The organism is Desulfomicrobium escambiense DSM 10707, assembly GCF_000428825.1.
GTDB lineage: Bacteria > Desulfobacterota > Desulfovibrionia > Desulfovibrionales > Desulfomicrobiaceae > Desulfomicrobium > Desulfomicrobium escambiense.
In genome coordinates this window covers 79413-99355 of sequence record NZ_AUAR01000017.1, presented here as the reverse complement: position 1 = coordinate 99355, position 19943 = coordinate 79413, and the positions used below count along the sequence as shown (strand labels likewise).

Genomic DNA, 19943 nt, shown 5'->3' with positions numbered 1-19943 from the left:
CAGACCATCATGTCGATGAGCACGCCCGTCATGTCGAAATTGGTGTGCAGGGCCGCGACGTTGGCGGCGAAGGCCTGCTCGTTCTCGATCATCTGCACCATCTCCGTGGCCAGGTCCGTGTTGGATCCTTCGACCAGGGTTTCCTCGTAGCGCAGGCCTTCTTCGGTCCCGACGTATTCGCCGCCTTGGACCAGAGGGCCGGGAGCGGTGTTTTCGTATATGTCGGACACCCGCACGCCGCGGTCGTTCGGGCCGGTTTCGTATTCCACGCGGCTGGAGTGGAACTCGTTCGTGTTCACGTTGGCCACGTTGTTGGCCGCGACCTGCTGGGAAACGGAAATGGCCTGCAGGGCCTGCACGTTCTCGATCATGGGGCACCTCCGGTCATGGGTTCACAATATCCCGGCCGGACGTTTCGTCAACCCCCATCTGGTCGATGCGGGCGTAGGCGCTGTGGTTGTGGATGGACTCGAAGGACTCCACTTCGACCCTGAAGCCGCGCACCTTCGGGTGGGCCGCCAGACGGGAGGCCGCGTTGCGGACCACGTCCTCGACGAAGGTCGGCGAGGCGAAGGCCGCCTCGGTCACGAACTTCTCGTCCTCGCGCTTCAGCAGGGCGTAGACCGGGGATGAGCCGGACTCCTGGGCGATGGCGATGAGGTCTTCCAGCCAGAGCATGCCCGAGCACCCCGCCTCGATGCGGACCATGGCCCGCTGGCTGTGGGCGCCCTCGGCGGAAATGGCCTTGGAGCAGGGGCAGACCGTCATGACCGGCACCTCCACGCCCAGGACCAGCTCGACGCCCCCGTCCATGAGCGTGCCGCGCAGGAAGCAGGCGTAGTCCATCAGGGCGGGGCTGCCCGTGACCGGGGCGCGTTGCTCCAGAAAATACGTGAAATGGAAGCACAGGTGGGAGCTCCTGGCCTGCAGGCGGTCGCGAAGGTCCTGGAGCAGGCGTCCGCAGCTGGCCGTGTCCAGGGTCGTCTCCATGTCGCGCAGGGCTTCGAGGAAGCGGCTCATGTGCGTGCCCTTGAACTCGGCCGGAAGGTCCACGCTCAGGTCCACGCGCGCCACGGTCTGCTGGCGGCCCCTGGCCCTGTCGCGGACCGTCAGGGGCACCGAGAGGTTCTTGACCCCGACCCGGTCGATGCGCAGGGCCACGTCGGCCGGACCGCTCTGCACATCGCGCATCACTTCAGGTCCTGCCCGGTGGTGGCCAGGGTCAGCTTGCCGTGCTTGACGCCTTTGGTGGAGATGAGCCGCTCGGCCGTGGCCTTGATGTCCTGCCCGGGGCCGCGCAGGATGAGCACCTCCATACAGTTGTGGTGGTCCAGGTGGATGTGCAGGGACGAGTGGACGACGTCCAGGGAGGAATGCTGGATCTCGGTCATCTTCTGGGCCAGGTCCGAGTGATGGTGGTCGAAGACCAGGGTCAGTGTGCCGACCATCTCCTTGTTCAGGTCCTCCCATTCCTTCTGCACCAGGGTGCCGCGGATGAGGTCGCGAATGGCCTCGGAGCGGGTCTGGTAGCAGCGCTCCTCGCACAGGGCGTCGAATTTCTCCAGCAGGTCGGAGTCCAGGGACACTCCGAAACGTATTGTCTGACCCATGTTTCCTCCTATGTGACGTCCGGGCGGGAAAGTTCCCAGACGTTGACCGTCATGCGCGCCCCCTCGAAAGGCACCACCACCTGTCCCCGGCCTGCGACCCGCCAGCCGCGGCGGGCGAAGCGGGGCCACACGGCCTGGGACACGGTGCGCTCGGGGTCGCCGAACCAGACCTTGCCCCCGGGGGCAAGGCAGTGCAGCAGCAGTTTTTCCAGCGGTTCGAAAAACCGCTGCTCGTAAAAGATGTCGCCGCCCCAGACATGGTCGAAGGCGCGGGGCGCGAAGCCGGGGCGGTTCCAGTCCATGCACAGCCACAGGGGCTGGGGCACGTCGTTGAGCCGGGCGTTCCTGGCGGCAAAATACAGGGCGTCCCGCTCGTAGTCCATCCCCACGACCCGCGCGCCCAGGCCGGATGCCACCAGGGCCGAAAGACCGAGCCCGCAGCCCAGGTCCAGGCAGGTGCGTCCGGCCAGGTCCTGCCGGGCCAGCCAGTCGCACAGGGCCAGGGTCGCGGGCCACAGCTCCACCCAGTAGGGGATGTGCTCCTCGGCCTCGGGGTCGTCCTCGTCCAGGGACTGCCACAGGGACTCCAGGTCCGCCGGGCGCTCCAGGGCCCAGGTCCGGCCCGCGGTCTGCACGGTGAGTCGCTGGAAGCTGTCCGGCTGCTCAGTGCTCGGCATCGGGCCTCATGCCGGCCATCATCTGGCCGATGCGGTCCACGCGCTGCCGGTCGCCGGACGGGAAGACGTCGACGATTCCGCCGCCGAACATGACCGCGATGCGGTCGGCCAGGGCCAGGGCTTCGGACAGGTCTCCGGTGACCAGCAGGATGCCGGCCTCCTCGCGGGCCGCCAGCAGGGTCGCCCAGACCTCCTCGATGGCCGAGACGTCGAGGCCCTGGGTGGGCTGCTCGGCCACGATGAGGCGCGGACGGCGGTGAAATTCGCGCGCCAGGACCATCTTCTGCAGGTTGCCGCCTGAAAGCTGCCTGGCCTGGCAGGTCACGTCGGGCGGCGAGACCTTGAACTGCTCGACGAGTTCCCGGGCCACGTCTGCAGCCTTGTCGCGCTGCAGCCAGACCGTGGAGCTGTAGCCCTGGCGGGTGGTCAGCAGAAAGTTGTCCACCAGGTCCATGCCTTTGCACACGGCCAGTCCCTGACGATCCTCGGGGACGTAGCTCAGGCCCCCCTGCCAGGACGGGTCGGCGAAGAAGGACTGCCAGCTCTTGCCGAGCACCGAGACCTCGCCGGCCTCGGGCGCCCGCAGGCCGCAGACCGTCTCGACCAGCTCCTTCTGGCCGTTGCCGGCCACGCCGACCACGGCCAGGATCTCCCCCTGCCGCAGGCTCAGGGACGCGTCGCGCATGACGCCGGCCTTGACCCCGGCCATGCGCAGCACGTTCTGGCGCAGTTCCACCGGGGCGCGGGTGACCTCCAGGAGCACCTCGCGGCCGACCATGCGCCGAGCCAGGTCCGACTGGGAATGCACCTCGGCGGCCGGGACCTCGTCCACCACCTCGCCCTTGCGCAGGATGGCGATCTCGTCGGCCAGGGCCATGACCTCGCCCAGCTTGTGGGAGATGTAGACGATGGCCTTGCCCTGGGCGGCCATGCTGCGCAGGGCCGCGAAGAGCTGCTCGGATTCCTGGGGCGTGAGCACGGCCGTGGGCTCGTCGAAGATGAGGATGCGGCTCTTGCGCTGCAGAAGCTTCAGGATCTCCACACGCTGTTTCTCGCCCATGGACAGGTCGGCCACGCGGGCTGCCGGGTCCACATCGAGGCCGAAGGCGGCGCCCAGGGCCCTGACCTGTTCCTGCATGGCCTTGGGCGAGAGCAGGAAGCCCGGCTCCTGGCCCAGGAACACGTTCTCGGCCACGGTCATGGCCTCGACCAGCATGAAGTGCTGGTAGACCATGCCGATGCCGGCGCGGATGGCGTCCTTGGTGGAGCGCAGGTGGCACGGGCGGCCGTCGATCAAAATCTCGCCGGCGTCGGGCAGGTAGTGGCCCGCCAGGATGGACATGAGGGTGCTCTTGCCCGCCCCGTTCTCGCCCAGCAGGGCCTTGATCCGCCCGGCGTGGATGTCCAGGCTGATGGCGTTGTTGGCCCGGACCGAGCCGAAGACCTTGGTGATGCCGCGCAGGCCGACCGCTGGCGTGGACGGGGTCACGAGCTATCCCTGCCGCTTCCCGGCCAGGGGCTGCACGAACTGCGATTCGGCGTCCCAGGGGAAGAGAATCCAGGTGTCCTGGCTGACCTCGGTGATGAAGGTGTCCACCAGGGGGCGGCCGGCGGGCTTGGCGTAGACGCAGGCGAAGTGGGCCTTGGGCAGCAGCTCGCGGATGAGCTTGCCCGTGCGGCCGGTGTCCACCAGGTCGTCGACGATGAGCCAGCCCTGGCCGTCGCCCTCGATGCCCTTCAGCAGCTTCACCTCGCCTTTCTGGTTCTGCCAGTCGTAGCTGGACACGCAGATGGTGTCGACGAGGCGGATGTCCAGCTCGCGGGCGATGATGGCCGCGGGCACGAGGCCGCCGCGGGTCACGGCGATGATGCCCCTGAAGAAGTCCTTGTCCAGGAGGCGCCAGGCCAGAGCCTTGGCGTCGCGGTGTAGCTGGTCCCAGGAGATGGGGTAGGTGCGCTGGTATCTGTTTTCGCTCATTGAGTTATCCTATTCCGATGGTTCCACGTTCACGCCCAACGCGGCCGGGGCCTCGGTGCGCTTGCTGCGCCACGAGGAGAAGGCCAGGGCCGCGATGGTCAACACATAGGGCAGCATGAGCAGGATGGACGACGGCAGGGCCGTGCCCATGGCCTGCAGGCGGAGCTGGAAGGCCATGACCCCGCCGAAGAGATAGGCCCCAAGCATGGCCCGGGACGGACGCCAGAAGGCGAAGATGACCAGGGCCACGGCGATCCAGCCGCGCCCCGAGGAGAGGCCGTTGGTCCAGAGGTGGGTGTAGGCCAAGCTCAGGTAGCTGCCGCCGAAGCCCACCAGCACCCCGCCGCCCAGGAGCGCGGCCCAGCGGAAGCCCAGGACGTTCAGTCCCGCGGCGCGCGTGGCCGCAGGGCTCTCGCCCGCGGCGCGCACCCCCAGGCCCCATCGCGTGTAGCGGAAGAAGGCCCACATGAGCGGCGGGACGAGGTACGACACGTAGACAAGGGCATCCTGCTGGAAAAAGATGTCGCCCAAGAGCGGGATGTCGCCCAGTACGGGCAGGGAGAACTTGTCGAAGCCGGGGGCGGTGCGGCCGACGTAGGGCGTGCCGAAGAACCCGGCCAGGCCCGTGCCGAAGATGGTCAGGGCCAGACCCGAGACGGTCTGGTTGCCCTGGAACCAGATGCAGACCACGCCGTGCAGGGCCGCCATGCCCGCGCCGGCCAGGCCGCCGGTCAGGAAGGCCAGGGCCGGGGAGCCCGTGTGCAGGGCGGTCAGGAACCCGGCCAGGGCGCCGACGAGCATCATGCCCTCCACGCCCAGGTTCAGAACGCCGCCCTTCTCGGTCAGGATCTCGCCCAGGGTGGCGTAGAGGATCGGGGTTCCGGCCTGCACCGTGGCGGCCAGGAGGGCCAGGAGGATTTCGAGGCTCATGCGGCCCTCCGCAGGTGCAGGCGGTAGCGGGAGAAGAAGCCGCCGGCCAGCACGGCCAGGAGGATGGAGCCCTCCATGATGCCGCCGAAGGCCGCGGGCACCTGCAGGTCGAGCTGCAGGGTCTCCATGCCGACGCGCACGCCCGCCAGGAGGAAGGAGGCCACGGCGATGACGAGGGGGTTCAGGTTGGCCAGCCAAGCCACGACGATGGCCGTGTAGCCGTAGCCGGACATGATGCTCGGCTGCAGCCTGCCCAGGGTGGCCGAGGCTTCCAGGAACCCGGCCCAGCCGGCCAGGGCCCCGCTGACAACCATGACCAGCACCACTAGAAAGGCATAGGGCATGCGGGCGTAGCGGGCGGCGCGCACGTTTTCGCCGCAGGCGCGCAGCTCGAAGCCCAGGCGGGTGGAGCGCAGGAACACGGACATGAGCACGCCAACGGCCAGGCACAGGAGCAGGCCCCAGTTCAGGCGCGTGTCGCCGATGCGCGCCACCACGGCCGCCGGGACGAACTCGCTGGTCATGGGGAAGCCGAAGCTGGCCGGGTCCTTCCACACGCCGTAGACGAGAAAGTCGAGGATGAGGATGCCGACGTAGTTGAGCATCAGGGTGACGATGATCTCGTTGGCCTTGAGCTTCAGGCGCAGCACGGCCGGAATGGCGCCCCAGAGGCCGCCCGCCGCCGAGGCGCACAGCAGCATGAAGGGCAGCAGGGCGTACCAGGGCCAGCTCGGGAAAGTCAGGGCCGCCCAGGTCGCGCCCACGGCGCCCAGGGCGAATTGGCCCTCGGCCCCGATGTTCCAGACCTGCAGGCGGAAGGTCAGGCCCACGCCCAGGGAGCAGAGAAAAATGGGCACGGCCTTGATGAGGCAGTCCTCAAGGGCGTAGCGAGAACCGAAGGCGCTCTCGACCAGGAGCCACAAGGCTTGCAGGGCCGGCTTGCCCTGCACGGCCAGGAGCGTCCCGCTGACCGTGAAGGCCAGGGCGAGGGCGGCCAGAAAAACAAGACAGGAGCCCCAGCCAAGGGGCTCCTGTCGACGAACGGCGGACAAGACGGGCATGTGCGACCCTTATTCCAGGGTGCCGACGACGCCCTGAACGAACCAGTTGAAACCGAGCAGTTCCTCGTCGGGCATGACGGCGCCGGCGGCGACTCTCTCCGCGCCGGACTGGTCCTTGATGGGGCCGCTGAAGACCTTGTAGGCGCCCGAGGCGATCTCGGCCTTCTTGGCCAGGACGGTCTTCTGCACGTCTTCGGGGACCATGGGGCCGAAGGGGGCGATGTCGACGACGCCGTGGTCCAGTCCGTACCAGTAGAACTGGGCCTTCCAGGTGCCGTCCTTGATCTGCTGGACCATCTCTTTGTAGAAGGGGCCCCAGTTCCAGACGGCGGAGGTCAGGTGGGACTTGGGCGCGAAGGCGGACATGTTGGAGTTGTAGCCGATGGACCATACGCCGCGCTCCTGGGCGGCCTCCTGCGGGCCGGGGGAGTCCTGATGCTGGGCGATGACGTCGCAGCCCACGTCCAGCAGGGACTTGGCGGCTTCCTTCTCAGTGGCCGGGTCATACCAGGTCTTGGTCCAGACCACGCGGACCTGCACGTCGGGGTTCACGGACTGGGCGCCCAAGGTGAAGGCGTTGATGCCGCGGATGACTTCGGGGATGGGGAAAGCGGCCACGTAGCCCAGGACCTTGGACTTGGTCATGGCGCCGGCGACCATGCCAGTCAGGTAGCGGGCCTGGTAGATGCGGCCGAAGTAGTTGGCCATGTTCGCTGCGTTCTTGTAGCCGGAGCAGTGCAGGAATTTGACCTTGGGGAATTCCTTGGCCACCTTCAGCGTCGGGTCCATGTACCCGTAGCTGGTGGTGAAGATGATGTCGTAGCCTTTGCGGGCCATGTTCATGATGACGCGCTCGGAATCCTGGCCCTCGGCCACGGACTCCACGAAGGAGGTGGTCACGCCGTCCATGGCCTCCACGGCCAGGCGGCCCTGGTCATGGGCGTAGGAGTATCCGGCGTCTCCCACCGGCGACACGTAGACGAAACCGACCTTGGTGTCCTCGGCGAAGGCGGTCGCTCCCAGGGCCAGGAACGCCAGCAGGAACAGGGACAAACATTTGCGCATCATCCTTCCTCCGTATCATGATTCTGATTGGGGTTTGTATGACGGACACCGCGTCCGCCAAAGGTGAGAGTGCCAAGCACTAGGCACATAGCCAATACCCGTCAGCCTGGCAACAGTCAGGGGGGCGGTCCCGGCGTCCGGAAAAGATGGACATATGTCAGACATTTGTTGATAATGAAAAAGATAATCCGGAAAAACCGGACGAAAGGCGGCGGCCTTGATCGCCGTTTCTGGGGTTTGAAGTGTATAACATGCTCATTTAAAAGAATCTTGAGGCAGTCGGCATGCTTCTTCTAATATGTCAGACGGTTTTCGACGAAGATCATATGACGATACGGAGGACCTCATGTCCAAAGACACCATGATAAGTTTCCGGACCACGGAAGAGTTCAGCAAGTCGCTGAAACGGCTTGCCAAGAAGAACAAGACGACCCTTTCCGGCTTTATCGATGCCGTGCTGCAGGATTTTCTCCAATCCCAGGCCGGTCAGGATATTCTCATGCAGGACCGCCGGAGGTTCCCGCGCCAGCACAAGACCATCCCGGCCATCATCAGCGGCACGAACGGCGCCCGCAAGCATTTCCACGCCAGCAAGATCACCAATCTCTCCCTAGGGGGGATCAATCTCGTGGTGCCCAAGAACGAGCACAACGGCGCCCTGGAAGAGGAGAGCCTGGACGCGTTCGACGTGGTCTTCGCCCTGCCCCAGGAGGACCGGCCCATCACCATCCAATGCCAGGGCAAGCGAATCTTCCAGACCCAGGACAGCTACCAGGTCGGCGCCAGCTTCGACGACGCGGACCTCGACAGCTATCAGGCCCTGCAGAGCTACCTGTACTGATTTTCCGGGCAGGTCCGACTCTCATCGCCCCGGGGTACGGTTGTGCCCCGGGGCGAGTTTTTTGGCAGGCTGCAATGGATCGTCTGGACGAGATGGACTGTATGGACTTGGTGGACGGCGGGGTTAGCCTTCCAGCCATCTGCGCAGTCTGGTTGTTTCCTCTTTCCAGTGGGGGCTGAAGCGCAGGTCCAGGAAGCGGGCGTAGGCCGTGTCCACGTAGGCCATGCATTTTTCCGTGAGGTAGACCTTTTCGAGGATGCGGGCGTCGGGGTCTTCGCCCTCCTCCAGCTTGGTGTCCACCTTGGGGGTCTTGAGGCCCTGCAGGGTGAAGGTTGCGGCGTCGAGCAGGACCTGCCAGGCGGCCTCGTCCTTTTCGATGCGCACCTTGACCTTGTTGACCTTCTTGCCGGTGGCCAGGCCCATGCGGGCCTCCCGCAGCTCGGCCATGGGGCCGCTGCACACGGCCGTCTCCTTGGCTTCCCCCTCGCCGCCCTGGACCGAGACCTTCTGTTCGACGGTCACGGAAAAGGCCTCGCCGTCCTTGGTGCGGAAGAGGCCACTGCTGGTCTCGCTGGCGAACCACAGCCAGGTCAGGAATTCCTGGCCGAGCATGAGGCTGACTGTCTGCGCGTGATCGAGATCCATCATGCACCTCCCTGGGCGAAAACGGTGGGTTCGAACTCGTCCAGTTCTGCCTGGCGGTCCTTGCCGATGAGCTGCAGGGCGAGAAAATACGGGGTCAGGGGTTCGAGCGTCAGGCCGAAGGTGTGGGTGAAGAGCTCCTCGAAGAGCTCCGTCAGCTTGGACTGCGTCGAGGCGATGGACACGATCTGCTTGTCCGTGTCCCAGATGACGTCGAAGCAGGCCGGGATGGGCAGGGTCCTGGCCCGCAGGCGCAGTTCGACCTGGTCGCGGATCTCGGCCTTCTGCTCCTTGGTCACGAACTTCTTGCCCTGCTCGCGCATGGCCTGCATGGCCTCGTTCATGGCCACGAGGAGGTGCTTCTTCATGACCGCCGGCGGGATGCGCCGGGTGTCCAGGCGCAGGGTGAAGGCCAGGTAGGGGCCTTTTTCCGGGGGGCAGAGGGCGAAATCGGGGTCGAGCATGTTGTCGAAGGAGACCCAGCCGAAGCTGCGCTCCTCGGCGCTGCCGTCGATGTCGCGAAAGGCGTTGCGTTTGAGCCGGTCCTCGATCTCGTGCCACAGGGTCGAGGGGATGTCCTCCTCGACGATGCGGTAGCGGGTGAGGCCGACGCTGGCTGACATGAATCCCAAGGTATCCTCCCTTGCGCCGCCTTTGACGGCACCATGGTTTTGTTTCAAAGTCGTTTCATTGCAAACCGAAAATTCCGGAGCGCCCATGCCCAACGCCCTGTGCATCCATGGTCATTTCTACCAGCCGCCCCGTCTCGACCCCTGGCTCGAGACCGTCCTGCCCGAAGGCAGCGCCGCGCCGGAGCACGACTGGAACGCGCGCATCACCAGGGAGTGTTACGCCCCTCTGGCTTGGGCTCGCAGACTGGACGGCCGGGGCCGCATCCACGAACTGGTGAACTGCTACGCCTGGATGAGCTTCAATTTTGGCCCGACCCTACTGCGCTGGATGGAACTGCAGGCGCCGCAGACCTATGCGCGCATCCTGGAAGGGGACCGGCTGAGTCTCGCGCGTCTGGGTTACGGCAACGCCCTGGCCCAAGTGTACCACCACGCCATCATGCCCCTGGCCACGGATTTGGACAAGGACCTTGAGGTGGCCTGGGCCGTCCAGGATTTCCGGACTCGCTTCGGCCGAGACCCGGAGGGCATGTGGCTGGCCGAGACGGCCGTGGACCTGCCGACCCTTTCGGCCCTGGCCAGGGCCGGCATCCGCTTCACCATCCTCGCCCCGCGCCAGGCCAAGGCCGTATGCGCCGAAGGCGGGGAGTTCAGGGCGGTGACCGAGGACAGCCTCGACACCACGCGGCCCTATCTGGTCAGGCTCCCGGAAGGCAAGAGCATAAGCGTGTATTTCTACGACGGGGCCGTATCGCGGGCCGTGGCTTTCGAGCGCCTGCTGGCCAGCGGCGAGAATTTCTGGACCCGCCTCACGGGTTCCCTGCCGGGGGGCCTGCGGCACATCGCCACGGACGGGGAATCCTACGGGCACCACTTCATGTTCGGGGAGATGGCTCTGGCCTATGTCATCGAGCAGGCCCGCCAGGGCCGGGACGGTGTGGCCATGACCAATTACGCCACCCACCTCGCGGCCCATCCTGCCACGGACGAGGCCCTGATCCACGAGAACACGTCCTGGAGCTGCGTGCACGGGGTGGAGCGCTGGAAGACCCACTGCGGCTGCTCCGACGGCGGCCACCCGGACTGGATGCAGGACTGGCGGCGCCCCCTGCGCCGAAGCCTCAACTACCTCAAGTATTATGTGGACGAGCACTATGCAAGGCGCGGGGCCGCGTTCTTCGGGGACGCAGCCTCGGCGCTGCGGGAGTACGGGATGGTCCTGGCGGGGGCCGAGTCCCTTGACGCTTTTCTGGACCGGCACTGCACGTCGGGCCTCGCCGTCTCCGAGCGCATCGACGCGTGCCGGCTGCTGCTCATGCAGCGGCTGTCCCTGGCCGCTTTCGCCAGCTGCGCCTGGTTTTTCGACGAGGTCACCCGCATCGAGCCCCTGAACGCCCTGACCTCGGCCCGGCGGGCCCTGGACCTGCTTACGGCCACGGGCGGGCCCGATGTGGAGGCCGGATTCGTGCGCGTCCTGTCCGAGGCCCAATCCAATATCCGGGAAGACTGGGACGGCGAGGCCATCTGGAAGACGCTGGTCACGCCCAGGCGTCCGTCCCTGGCGGAGCTTTCTGAATATGCCGTGAATTTCCCGGACTCGTCCGGGCGGATGAAGGCGCAGTGGCCCGGCCTGCGTCTGGAGGTCGAGGACAGCGCCGCCGGCAGAAGGGCCAAAGGCTTCTGGACGCGGACCCAGGAGGAGGAAGCGGTGCTCCTGCCTGCAGGGCCCGCTCATCGCTCGCGTTTCAGAACCGAGGTTTCCTGCCGTCTTTCGCAGGAGATGGAGCGCGGCCTGCTGGCCGAGTCGAGCCGGTTGGCCGAAATTTTGGACCCGCTCCTGGCCGGTTTCGACGAGGGGCAGAAGGTTCCGCAGGAACGCCTGGCCATGCTGGCCCCCGGGCTGGTTTGGAACTGGCTCTTCGGGGGCCGCGCGTATCCCGCCGACGTGCTGGCTTTCCTGAACGTCTGGCTGTCGGCCAACAAGGACATGCGCAACCTCTTGGAGGGGCTGGCCGAGGAGCGCGGCACGGACATGGCCCGCGACCTTACGGCCAATTCCCATGCGCTGACGGAGCTCATCGCCCGCACGCGCCGTCTGGGCATGTCCATCTACTGGTGGGAGGTCCAGAACTTGGTCATGGCCGAGCCCAAGCGCTGCGTGCACGAGGAACTCTGCCTGCTCCTGAACCTGTCCCTGCCCGAGGCCTGACATTCGCCCATCGCAGGTTCACCGAACATACAAGGGGGGCAGGGGGCGGGGCCCCCTGCCCGCCGGAGGCAAGCCTTTCCCAACCCCTTGAGCAATCCGTGCTCATCGACCCGTCTTTGCCGATTAAACGAACCTGCAAGGGGTGCAGGGGGCGAGCCCCCTGCCCGCCGGAGGCACGCTTCCCGCCCTCAGCCCTTCGCGCCTCCCTTCTCCATCCATGCTTTCCAAACCTCCCGCGCCCGCTGGGCGTAGAGTTCCTTGCGCTTTTTCTTGGGCGCCTTCCTGTTCAGGGCGGGCATGAGGCCGAAGTGGACGTTGGCGGGCTGGAAGTGTTTGGCCGGGGTGCGCAGGTGCGAGAGGAGGGCGCCCAGGGCGGTTTCCTGCGGGGGCAGGTCCATCTTGCCGGCCAGGTGGAGGCCCAGCCAGAGGCCGGTGGCCGCGGATTCGAGGTAGCCTTCCACGCCGCTGATTTGTCCGGCGAGGTAGGTGCGGGGGCGGTTTTTGAGTTCGAGGGTCGGGGTCAGGGCTTCGGGCGCCAGGACGTAGGTGTTGCGGTGGATGCTGCCCAGGCGCAGGAATTCGGCGTGTTCGAGGCCGGGGATCATGGCGAAGATGCGTTTCTGCTCGCCGTATTTGAGCTTGGTCTGGAACCCGACCATGTTCATGGCCGTCTTTTCCAGGTTCTCGGCGCGCAGCTGGACCACGGCGAAGGGCTGGCGACCGGTGCGCGGGTCCGTGAGCCCCACTGGCTTGAGGGGTCCGAAGGCCAGGGTCATCTCGCCGCGTTCGGCCATGACCTCGATGGGCAGGCAGCCCTCGAAGTGCATCTCCTTCTCGAACTCCCGGGGGGCGACCTTCTCGCCGTCGATCAGGGCGCGTACGAAGTTCAGATACTGCTCTTCGGTCATGGGGCAGTTGAGGTAGTCCTTGTCTTCTGGGGCGTAGCGCGAGGCCCAGAAGGCCGTGTCCATGTTCACGGACTCGGTCAGCACGATGGGCGCGATGGCGTCGTAGAAGGCCAGGGAATCGCGGCCGACGATGCGGGCCAGGTCGGCGGACAGGGCGTCGGAGGCCAGGGGGCCGGCGGCAACGATGATGGCGTCGTGCCCCTGGGCGTCGAATTCGTCCAGGCTTTCGATTTCGCGGCGCACCAAGGTGATGCGCGGGTGTTCCAGGACGCGCCGGGTCATTTCGCGGGCAAAGCGTTCGCGGTCCACGGCCAGGGCCTTGCCGGCGGGCACTTCCGTGCCCTTGGCCACGTCCATGACCAGGCTGCCCCGCTCGGACATTTCGAGCTTCAAAAGACCGATGCCCGTTTCGGGCTCGGCCGAGCGGAAGGAGTTGGAGCAGACCAGTTCCGCCAGGTCCTCGCTGTGGTGGGCCGGGGAGAAGCGCTTAGGCTTCATCTCGTAGAGCACGACGTCGTGCCCGGCCTGGGCCAGCTGCCAGGCGGCCTCGCAGCCGGCCAGACCGGCGCCTATGATTCCGTAGGTTTTCACGGCATTCCCCTCCTGATGGTGAAAGACGGGCTTGTGACCCAAGGCTGCGGCGGGGTCAATCCCGGTGTTCGAGGCGTACGGCTGGGTTGGGCGATGGGGCGGGCGGGCGCCGAAACGCCCGCCCGGGATTTCAGGCCGCGGCCTGTCGGCTGCGGATCTTCTTTTCGGCCTCGATGATCAGGTAGGCGGCCAGGGAGGCGGCGATGATCTTGACCCACGGCAGCACGCCGATGGGTGCGCTGCCGAAGAGGGTGTTCATGAACGGCACGTAGGTGAAGGCCAGCTGCAGGACGACCATGATCACGAAGCCGGCGGTGACCCAGGGGTTGGTCCAGAAGCCCAGCTCGAAGGGCGAGCGGGTGAAGGAGCGGCTGTTGAAGAGGTAGAAGGCCTCGACCATGACGAAGACGTTGACGGCCACGGTGCGGGCCTGTTCCTGCACGCCGGTGGTCCGCAGCTCCCACTCGTAGAGGCCGAAGGCCGTGACGAGGAGGATGGCGCCCACGAGGAGGATGCGGATGTAGAGCTCCGTGTCGAGGATGGGCATGGCCGGGTCGCGGGGCGGGCGGTCCATGATGCCGGGTTCCTTGGGCTCGAAGGCGAGCATGAGGCCCAGGCACCCGGCCGTGGTCATGTTGATCCACAGGATCTGCACCGGCAGGATGGGCAGGGCCACGCCGAGGAGGATGGCCAGGAGGATGACCAGACCTTCGCCGACGTTGGTCGGCAGGGTCCAGACGATGAACTTGAGGAGGTTGTCGTACACGCCGCGCCCTTCTTCCACGGCGGCTTCGATGGTGGCGAAGTTGTCGTCGGTCAGGATCATGTCCGCCGCTTCCTTGGCCGCCTCGGTGCCGCCCTTGCCCATGGCCACGCCGATGTCGGCCTGCTTGAGGGCCGGTGCGTCGTTGACGCCGTCGCCGGTCATGGCCACGATCTCGCCGCGGCCCTGCAGGGCCATGACCAGGCGAAGCTTCTGGTCCGGGGCGACGCGGGCGAAGACCGCGGTTTCGGCGGCCTTGCGGGTCAGTTCGTCGTCGGACAGCAGGGCCATGTCCGAGCCCGTCATGACCTGGCAGGTGGGCTGGCCGGGGCAGGTGCTGATGCCAAGGCCCAGCTGCACGCCGATGGCCGCGGCCGTGACGGCGTGGTCGCCGGTGATCATTTTGACCTTGACCCCTGCGCGCTTGAAGGCGTCCACGGCCAGGACGGCCTCGGGGCGCGGCGGGTCTATCATGGCCTGCAGGCCGATGAAGATGAGGTCCGCGGCCACGTCGTCATGGGTCAGCGTGCCCGTGTCCGCGGGCAGTTCCTTGCAGGCCATGGCCAGGACGCGCATGCCTTCCATGCCCAGGCGTTCGACCTCGGCCCGGATCAGGTCCTGGTCCAGGGGCGCCAGGGAGCCATCGGCCTGGAGCTCGCGGGCGGCGCGCTGCAGAACGGATTCCACCGAGCCCTTGAAGAAGGTCAGGCGCGGCGCGCCCTTGCCCTGGTCGTGCAGGGTGGCCATGTACTGGTGTTCGGACTCGAAAGGCAGGGTGTCGAGCCGCGGCAGGCGCCGGCCCTCGGCGTGGGCTTCCAACTCGGCCTTGGCGGCGGAGACCAGCAGGGCGGCCTCGGTCGGGTCGCCGATGACCTTTTCCGCGCCGCCGTCGTACTCGATGCGCGTGTCGTTGCACAAAAGACCTGCCAGGAGCGCGCTGGCGAGGGCCTCGTTGTCCTCGTCCAGCCCGTCGATGCGGCCCTCGGGGCGGTAGCCCGTGCCGTGCACGGCGTGGGTGCGGCGGCCGGCGAAGATGGCGGTCACGGTCATCTGGTTTTCGGTCAGGGTGCCGGTCTTGTCCGAGCAGATGACCGAGGCGCCGCCCAGTGTCTCCACGGCCGGAAGCTTGCGGATGATGGCCCCGCGCGCGGCCATGCGCGAGACACCCATGGCCAGGATGACGGTCACGGCGGCGGGCAGGCCTTCGGGGATGGCGCCCACGGCCAGGGCCACGGCGGCCATGAACACGTCGGCCGGGTTTTCGCCGTGCAGCAGGCCGGCAACGAAGGTCAGGCCGGCCAGGCCGAGGATGGCCCACAGGAGCAGGTGGCTGAATTTTGAGATCTTGCGGGTCAGGGGCGTGGCCAGTTCGTCGGCCTCGGAAACCATGGTCGAGATGCGGCCGATCTCGGTGTTGTCGCCCGTGGCCACGACCACGCCCGTGGCCTGGCCGTAGGTGACCAGGGTCGAGGCGTAGGCCATGTTGCGGCGGTCGGCCAGGACCGTGCCGCGGTCCAGGATGTCCTCTTTCTTGCCGACTGGCACGGATTCTCCCGTCAGGGCCGATTCGTCCACGCGCAGGTCCTTGATGGCCGTGAGACGCACGTCGGCCGGGACCTTGTCGCCGGAGCGCAGCACGACCACGTCGCCGGGAACCAGCTCCACGGCATTGACGCGCCGCGTCGCGCCGGAGCGGATGACCACGGCCTCGGTGACCATGGCCCGGGCCAGGGCCTCCAGGGCGCCTGCGGCCTTGGCTTCCTGGATGTAGCCGACGATGGCGTTGACCAGAACCACGCCGACGATGACCGCCGAGTCGACGACCTCGCCCAGCACGGCGGTGACGATGCCGGCCGCGATGAGGATGTAGACCAGGGGTTGGTGGAACTGGAGCAGGAAGCGTTCGAGCTTGCTCTTGCCCTTGGTCGCGGTCAGGGAGTTGGGGCCGAAGTGCTCGGCGCGGCGTTTGACCTCGAAGGAGTCGAGGCCTTTTTCCAGGTCCGTCTGCAACAGTTCCGCGGCTTCCCCAGGTGGGAGATGGTGCCAGAGTTTTCCGAGAAAGGATTCCATAACATCGCTCCTTGACGGTTTGTCTGCAATTTTTTCACGGCAAGCGGGGAAAAGACAAGTATTTACTGAGTAGTGCACATGGTGGCAAACTTCAAGCCGGAGTTCGGATTCACCTGTACATCTTCAACATCGGCCGGACGGCGCTGAGCACAGGCCTTTGGCCTGTGGCCTGTCCTGGCGGGGTTTGTTCATGATATCAATATCCTGTAAGAGTTTCATGCGATGGGTGTCCATGGCCGGGATGCTTTCGGCCCTGGCCTTCGCGCTGGCGATGATTGTCTCGAACACGGGGCTTGCGCCCTGGTACGCCGGGATCAGGTTGCCGATGCTCGGCGTTTCCTATGGAGACGTGACCCTCGGGCGACCAGCGCTTGTCTGGATCAACCTGGCGCTCATGAGCGCGGTCCTCTTTGCGGTCGCTCTGGAGTGCAAGCGCGGCGTGGTCGAGGAGGAGCTGGCCGGTGCCGACCGTCTGCGGCTTCCCGCGTTCGGCGCATTGGGGGGGATGCTCGCCGCGGGGGCGGTCCATGCCCTTTTGTCCGGGGCTCGGGACGGCTTGGAGCCGTGGTGGGTCGCGTCCATGGGCACCGACATGGCTCTGGGGCTGGCCGTGCTCTCGCTGCTCGGGGACCGCGTGCCCGGAGCGTTGAAATCCCTTTTCGCGACCATGGCCATGTTCTCCCTGCTCGGGTCGTCGGCCATGTTGGTCGGGGTGCAGGGCGGGCTGCCCTCCGGGCCGGTGCTGGCCGTTGCCGGAGCCTGCGTTGTCGTTTTCGCGGTCATGCGCTTTGCGGCCGTCAACCTTGTCTCGCCGTATCTGCTGACGGGCGCCGTCCTGTGGACGGCGGCTGCGGGCGAAGGCTCCCTGGCCGTGCTGGCCGGCCCCCTGACGGCGTTTTTCGTTCCAGGACGGGGCCGGGAGGCGAACGCGTCCCCTCTCGTGGAGCTGGAACAGGATTTGCTCCCCACGGTGTGCTGCGTGGCGCTGCCGCTGCTGGTGTTCGCAAGCGCCGGTTTTTCGCCGGCCGAGGCGGCCGCGGATCCCATCACGCCGCGGGAGGCGCTGCCGGCCTTTCTGGGGATGTTCCCGGCCAAGGCGGCCGGGATCTTCGGGATGTGCTGGGTCGGGACAAGGCTGCGGCTGTGCGCCTTGCCGGCAGGGGTCGGCTGGAAGGAATTCGGCGGGGTGGCGCTGCTCGGCGGGGCCGGGTTCACGGTGAACGTTTTTCTCGGTCTCGCACTCGCCGGACACGACGGGCCGGCCGTGAACGAAATCCGGCTGGCGGCCATGGCGGCGTCTGCGCTGTCCGTCTCATGCGGGTATGCAATTCTGCGCTATGCCCTTGCCCGTCGACGCAACAAGGTTATACAGAGAGCATGATGGGAGGTTTTCATGAAAATACGATACGTTTTGATTCTCCTCACGCTTGTATTTTTGATGCAAGCCTGCGTCATCGCTACCGCTCCGCCGGTATATCGCGATGACGGATACAGGCAGGGGCCCCCGCCCCATGCCCCGGCCCATGGGTATCGCGAGAAGCAGCGGTATTACAGGTATTACTATTACCCGGAAGTGGGCGTGTACTTCGACCTGGACCGCCGGCTCTATTTCTATCTCGACGGCGGTTGGCGCGTTTCGACCCGTCTGCCCGGAAGCCTGCGCGTAGGCCTGTATGGGCCGGTGACGCTTGAGATGGATGTGCCTGAACCGTACCGCCGCTACGACGAACATCGCCATAAGTACCCTCCGGGCCAGGCGAAGAAAAAGAACAAGAAATGGTAGCCGCCGGATTCTCCCTCGTGGCTGACGGGCCCGGATTCCTTGTCGTGGACAAGGATCCGGGCCTCGATTTTCACGACTGCGAAGGCCGCCCCGGGCTGTGCACGCTGGTCCGGCGGCATCTGGAGCGGCCCGTGTTCCCGGTGCACCGGCTGGACAAGGCGACCTCCGGGCTTCTGCTCCTGGCCACGGACCGCCGCCGGGCCGCTGACCTTGCCGCCCTGTTCCGGGAACGGCTCGTAGAGAAGTTCTACATCGCCCTTTCGGACTCCCCGCCGCGCAAGAAGCAGGGGCTGGTGCAGGGCGACATGGTCCGCTCCCGGCGCGGGACATGGAAACTGACCCGGACCATGGAACGCCCGGCCGGGACGCGTTTCTTCAGCTTCTCCGTCGGGCCGGGGCTGCGCCTTTTCGTCCTCAAGCCCCTGACGGGGCGCACGCACCAGTTGCGCGTGGCCATGAAGAGCCTGGGCTCCCCCATCCTGGGCGACGAACTCTACCATCCCCACGTGCCGGACTGGCCGGACCGCATGTACCTGCACGCCCACACCCTGCGCTTTTGTCTGGGGGGAACGGAGTTCGGCTACGCGTGCGCGCCGAAGGCCGGGAGGCTATTTCTGGAAGAGCGGTTCGGGCACGCGCTCGCAGGTCTGGGGGCTCTTGAGGCGCTCCCGTGGCCGGGAAGGCGAGAATGACGCCCCTTCTTTACGCGGATCTCGGTCTGCGCAGGGGCGGATGGAGCGGCGGACCGGCAGGGCGGCCGGATTGGTTCAGGTGTCCAGCAGATTGTTGCCCTTGACCCGCATGCGGGCGTTCAGGGCGTCGATGCGCTCCTGCAGGCGGGCGCGGCGGTGTTCGTTCTTTTCGCCGTAGAAGGCGCGCAGCAGGAAGTTGCGGCAGTGGAAGAGGGTGTGGGATTCCTGGTCGATGTCGACCAGCTTGCCGCAGATGGCGCAGGTGCTGAATTTGGCCATGCCTCACTTCCCCTTCTGCGGGTTGAAGACGGCCTTGGGATCGTCGTCCCACGACACCCCGCTCAGCAGGCGGAACATCTTGAGGGCCTCGATGTGTTCCGGGGCCAGGGACAGGGCGAGGCGGATGCATTCCAGGGACTTTTCGGGCTGGTTGTCGCAGAAATAGGCTTTGGCCATGTTGTAGTGGATGTTCTCGTCCTTGGGGCTCAGCTCGATGGCCTGGAAATAGGCCTGGATGGCCTCCTTGTACTGCTTTTCCTGGCGCAGGCGGATGCCCAGGGTGTTGTAGGGGTTGGGCGCGTTGACGTCATACTTGACGATCTCGACGAAGATCTTCTTGACCTTGGCGAAATTGTTCAGCTTCGCGTACTCTTCGGCCGCCTTTTGCAGGTAGAAGCGGTAGCGGTCCGTATCGTTCTTGCCTAGGTAGGCCCGCGCGAGCCCTTCGTAGGCCTTGATGAAGGTCTGGTTGCGGGACAGGGATTGGTTGAAGGCCAGGATGGCCTCGGACCATTTCTTCTCCACCAGCAGCTGGCAGCCCTGGAAAAAATACTTGCTGGCCAGGTCCTCCTGGTGGCTGACGACCATGGTCAGGTCGCCGATGGCGTCTTCGTAGCGGCCTTGGGTGATCATGGTGTCGGCCAGATCGATGGTTTCCCGTTCGCCGTCCTGGAAGTGGTCGAGCTTTTCGGACTGCAGCATGTGGTTCTTGAGGGACGCCAGATTGTAGGGCCGCAGGACCAGGCCCGAGCAGCCGGCGGAGATCATGGACAGCACGAACTCCTCGGTGCGCTCGGAGGCGATGACCAGGATATGAAGGAATTCCGATGTGCGGACTTCGCGCAGGGCCGTGACGAACTCGGCCAGGGAGAGGTCCTCGACTTCCGTGTCGACAATGATGATGCGCGACGGGTTGTACTTGATGAATTCCGCGGCCGCCTTGCCCGAGGAGAATCGGGCGCAGTTGGTGTAGCCCAGCCTGGCGAGGTTGCCCCTGGTTTCCTGAAACAAGGCGTCCTGGCACGTGGCCACGAAAACAAGATCCGACATGTTCATCCTGGATGGTCCCGGTAAACGCGTGAGGGAATGAGTACGTATCAATTTCGTACGATATTCCCAGACAACGCACAAGGGCGGCCCTTTGGCCTTGACATGACCCCGGCCCGTCGGGCTACCCCGGAACCGTTCGCCTGCCTCCTCATCGACCGTTGT

The 19943-nt window shown here is 66.1% G+C and carries 20 protein-coding genes; 5 read left to right on the top strand and 15 right to left on the bottom strand.

Annotation, left to right across the window (positions count from 1 at the left end; genetic code table 11):
• The 9 genes from G394_RS0113690 to G394_RS0113650 all read right to left on the bottom strand — a co-directional run.
• Positions 1 to 371, bottom strand: a 371-nt coding sequence (locus G394_RS0113690; protein WP_028578141.1) for a flagellar basal body rod C-terminal domain-containing protein, incomplete at its 3' end; no start/stop codon positions are given.
• Positions 372 to 384: 13 nt separating this feature from the next.
• Positions 385 to 1191 (bottom strand): GTP cyclohydrolase FolE2, encoded by an 807-nt coding sequence (folE2, locus tag G394_RS19270; RefSeq protein WP_051307198.1) that lies wholly within the window; start codon positions 1189 to 1191, stop codon positions 385 to 387.
• On the bottom strand, positions 1191 to 1610 hold the full coding sequence (gene nikR / locus G394_RS0113680) for a nickel-responsive transcriptional regulator NikR (protein WP_028578140.1): 420 nt from the start codon (positions 1608 to 1610) through the stop codon (positions 1191 to 1193). Before nikR ends, folE2 begins: the two co-directional genes overlap by 1 nt.
• An 8-nt stretch (positions 1611 to 1618) precedes the next feature.
• Positions 1619 to 2287 carry a class I SAM-dependent methyltransferase gene (locus G394_RS19265; protein ID WP_043775957.1) on the bottom strand — a complete coding sequence of 223 codons (669 nt, stop codon included), beginning with the start codon at positions 2285 to 2287 and terminating at the stop codon, positions 1619 to 1621.
• Positions 2274 to 3776: an ABC transporter ATP-binding protein gene (locus G394_RS0113670; protein ID WP_028578139.1), complete on the bottom strand. Its 1503-nt coding sequence runs from the start codon at positions 3774 to 3776 to the stop codon at positions 2274 to 2276. Before G394_RS0113670 ends, G394_RS19265 begins: the two co-directional genes overlap by 14 nt.
• 3 nt (positions 3777 to 3779) lie before the next feature.
• Complete coding sequence (gpt, locus tag G394_RS0113665; RefSeq protein WP_028578138.1) at positions 3780 to 4265, bottom strand: xanthine phosphoribosyltransferase; 486 nt, start codon at positions 4263 to 4265, stop codon at positions 3780 to 3782.
• A gap of 9 nt (positions 4266 to 4274) precedes the next feature.
• Positions 4275 to 5195 (bottom strand): ABC transporter permease, encoded by a 921-nt coding sequence (locus tag G394_RS0113660; protein ID WP_028578137.1) that lies wholly within the window; start codon positions 5193 to 5195, stop codon positions 4275 to 4277.
• Complete coding sequence (locus G394_RS0113655; protein WP_028578136.1) at positions 5192 to 6256, bottom strand: ABC transporter permease; 1065 nt, start codon at positions 6254 to 6256, stop codon at positions 5192 to 5194. The genes G394_RS0113660 and G394_RS0113655 overlap by 4 nt, the downstream gene beginning before the upstream one ends.
• Before the next feature lie 9 nt (positions 6257 to 6265).
• Complete coding sequence (locus tag G394_RS0113650; RefSeq protein WP_028578135.1) at positions 6266 to 7321, bottom strand: BMP family ABC transporter substrate-binding protein; 1056 nt, start codon at positions 7319 to 7321, stop codon at positions 6266 to 6268.
• A 346-nt stretch (positions 7322 to 7667) separates the two neighbouring features.
• Here G394_RS0113650 and G394_RS0113645 point away from each other — a divergent pair, with 346 nt between their 5' ends.
• On the top strand, positions 7668 to 8162 hold the full coding sequence (locus tag G394_RS0113645) for a PilZ domain-containing protein (RefSeq protein ID WP_028578134.1): 495 nt from the start codon (positions 7668 to 7670) through the stop codon (positions 8160 to 8162).
• A gap of 123 nt (positions 8163 to 8285) precedes the next feature.
• On the opposite strand, the gene G394_RS0113640 is transcribed toward G394_RS0113645, so the two are convergent.
• Both G394_RS0113640 and rdgC read right to left on the bottom strand, forming a co-directional pair.
• The gene (locus G394_RS0113640) at positions 8286 to 8807 is read right to left on the bottom strand and encodes a hypothetical protein (protein ID WP_028578133.1); all 522 of its coding nucleotides are present in this window, start codon (positions 8805 to 8807) and stop codon (positions 8286 to 8288) included.
• Entirely contained in the window at positions 8807 to 9436 is a 630-nt protein-coding gene (rdgC, locus tag G394_RS0113635) for a recombination-associated protein RdgC (RefSeq protein WP_028578132.1), read from the bottom strand. Before rdgC ends, G394_RS0113640 begins: the two co-directional genes overlap by 1 nt.
• Positions 9437 to 9521: 85 nt before the next feature.
• On the opposite strand from rdgC, the gene G394_RS0113630 reads away from it, so the two are divergent.
• Positions 9522 to 11645, top strand: a complete 2124-nt coding sequence (locus G394_RS0113630; RefSeq protein ID WP_028578131.1) for a DUF3536 domain-containing protein — start codon at positions 9522 to 9524, stop codon at positions 11643 to 11645.
• A gap of 188 nt (positions 11646 to 11833) precedes the next feature.
• Here G394_RS0113630 and trmFO read toward each other — a convergent pair whose 3' ends face one another.
• Together trmFO and G394_RS0113620 are read right to left on the bottom strand one after the other, a co-directional pair.
• Positions 11834 to 13144, bottom strand: coding sequence for a methylenetetrahydrofolate--tRNA-(uracil(54)-C(5))-methyltransferase (FADH(2)-oxidizing) TrmFO (gene trmFO / locus G394_RS0113625; RefSeq protein WP_028578130.1), 1311 nt, complete (start codon positions 13142 to 13144; stop codon positions 11834 to 11836).
• A 130-nt stretch (positions 13145 to 13274) separates the two neighbouring features.
• Positions 13275 to 15977, bottom strand: a complete 2703-nt coding sequence (locus tag G394_RS0113620) for a cation-transporting P-type ATPase (RefSeq protein WP_028578129.1) — start codon at positions 15975 to 15977, stop codon at positions 13275 to 13277.
• A gap of 217 nt (positions 15978 to 16194) precedes the next feature.
• Between G394_RS0113620 and G394_RS20355 the strand changes: the two genes are divergently transcribed.
• Genes G394_RS20355 through G394_RS0113605 form a run of 3 tightly spaced genes read left to right on the top strand, consistent with a single transcriptional unit; the run spans position 16195 to position 18452 of the window.
• Positions 16195 to 17358 carry a Na+/H+ antiporter NhaA gene (locus G394_RS20355; protein ID WP_169725568.1) on the top strand — a complete coding sequence of 388 codons (1164 nt, stop codon included), beginning with the start codon at positions 16195 to 16197 and terminating at the stop codon, positions 17356 to 17358.
• Between the two features lie 12 nt (positions 17359 to 17370).
• Entirely contained in the window at positions 17371 to 17760 is a 390-nt protein-coding gene (locus G394_RS19255) for a hypothetical protein (RefSeq protein ID WP_043775948.1), read from the top strand.
• Entirely contained in the window at positions 17754 to 18452 is a 699-nt protein-coding gene (locus G394_RS0113605) for a pseudouridine synthase (protein WP_043775946.1), read from the top strand. The genes G394_RS19255 and G394_RS0113605 overlap by 7 nt, the downstream gene beginning before the upstream one ends.
• Before the next feature lie 75 nt (positions 18453 to 18527).
• Here G394_RS0113605 and G394_RS0113600 read toward each other — a convergent pair whose 3' ends face one another.
• Together G394_RS0113600 and G394_RS0113595 are read right to left on the bottom strand one after the other, a co-directional pair.
• Positions 18528 to 18731 (bottom strand): hypothetical protein, encoded by a 204-nt coding sequence (locus G394_RS0113600; RefSeq protein ID WP_028578126.1) that lies wholly within the window; start codon positions 18729 to 18731, stop codon positions 18528 to 18530.
• A gap of 3 nt (positions 18732 to 18734) precedes the next feature.
• Positions 18735 to 19781, bottom strand: coding sequence for a tetratricopeptide repeat protein (locus tag G394_RS0113595; protein WP_028578125.1), 1047 nt, complete (start codon positions 19779 to 19781; stop codon positions 18735 to 18737).
• Positions 19782 to 19943: the final 162 nt, after the last annotated feature.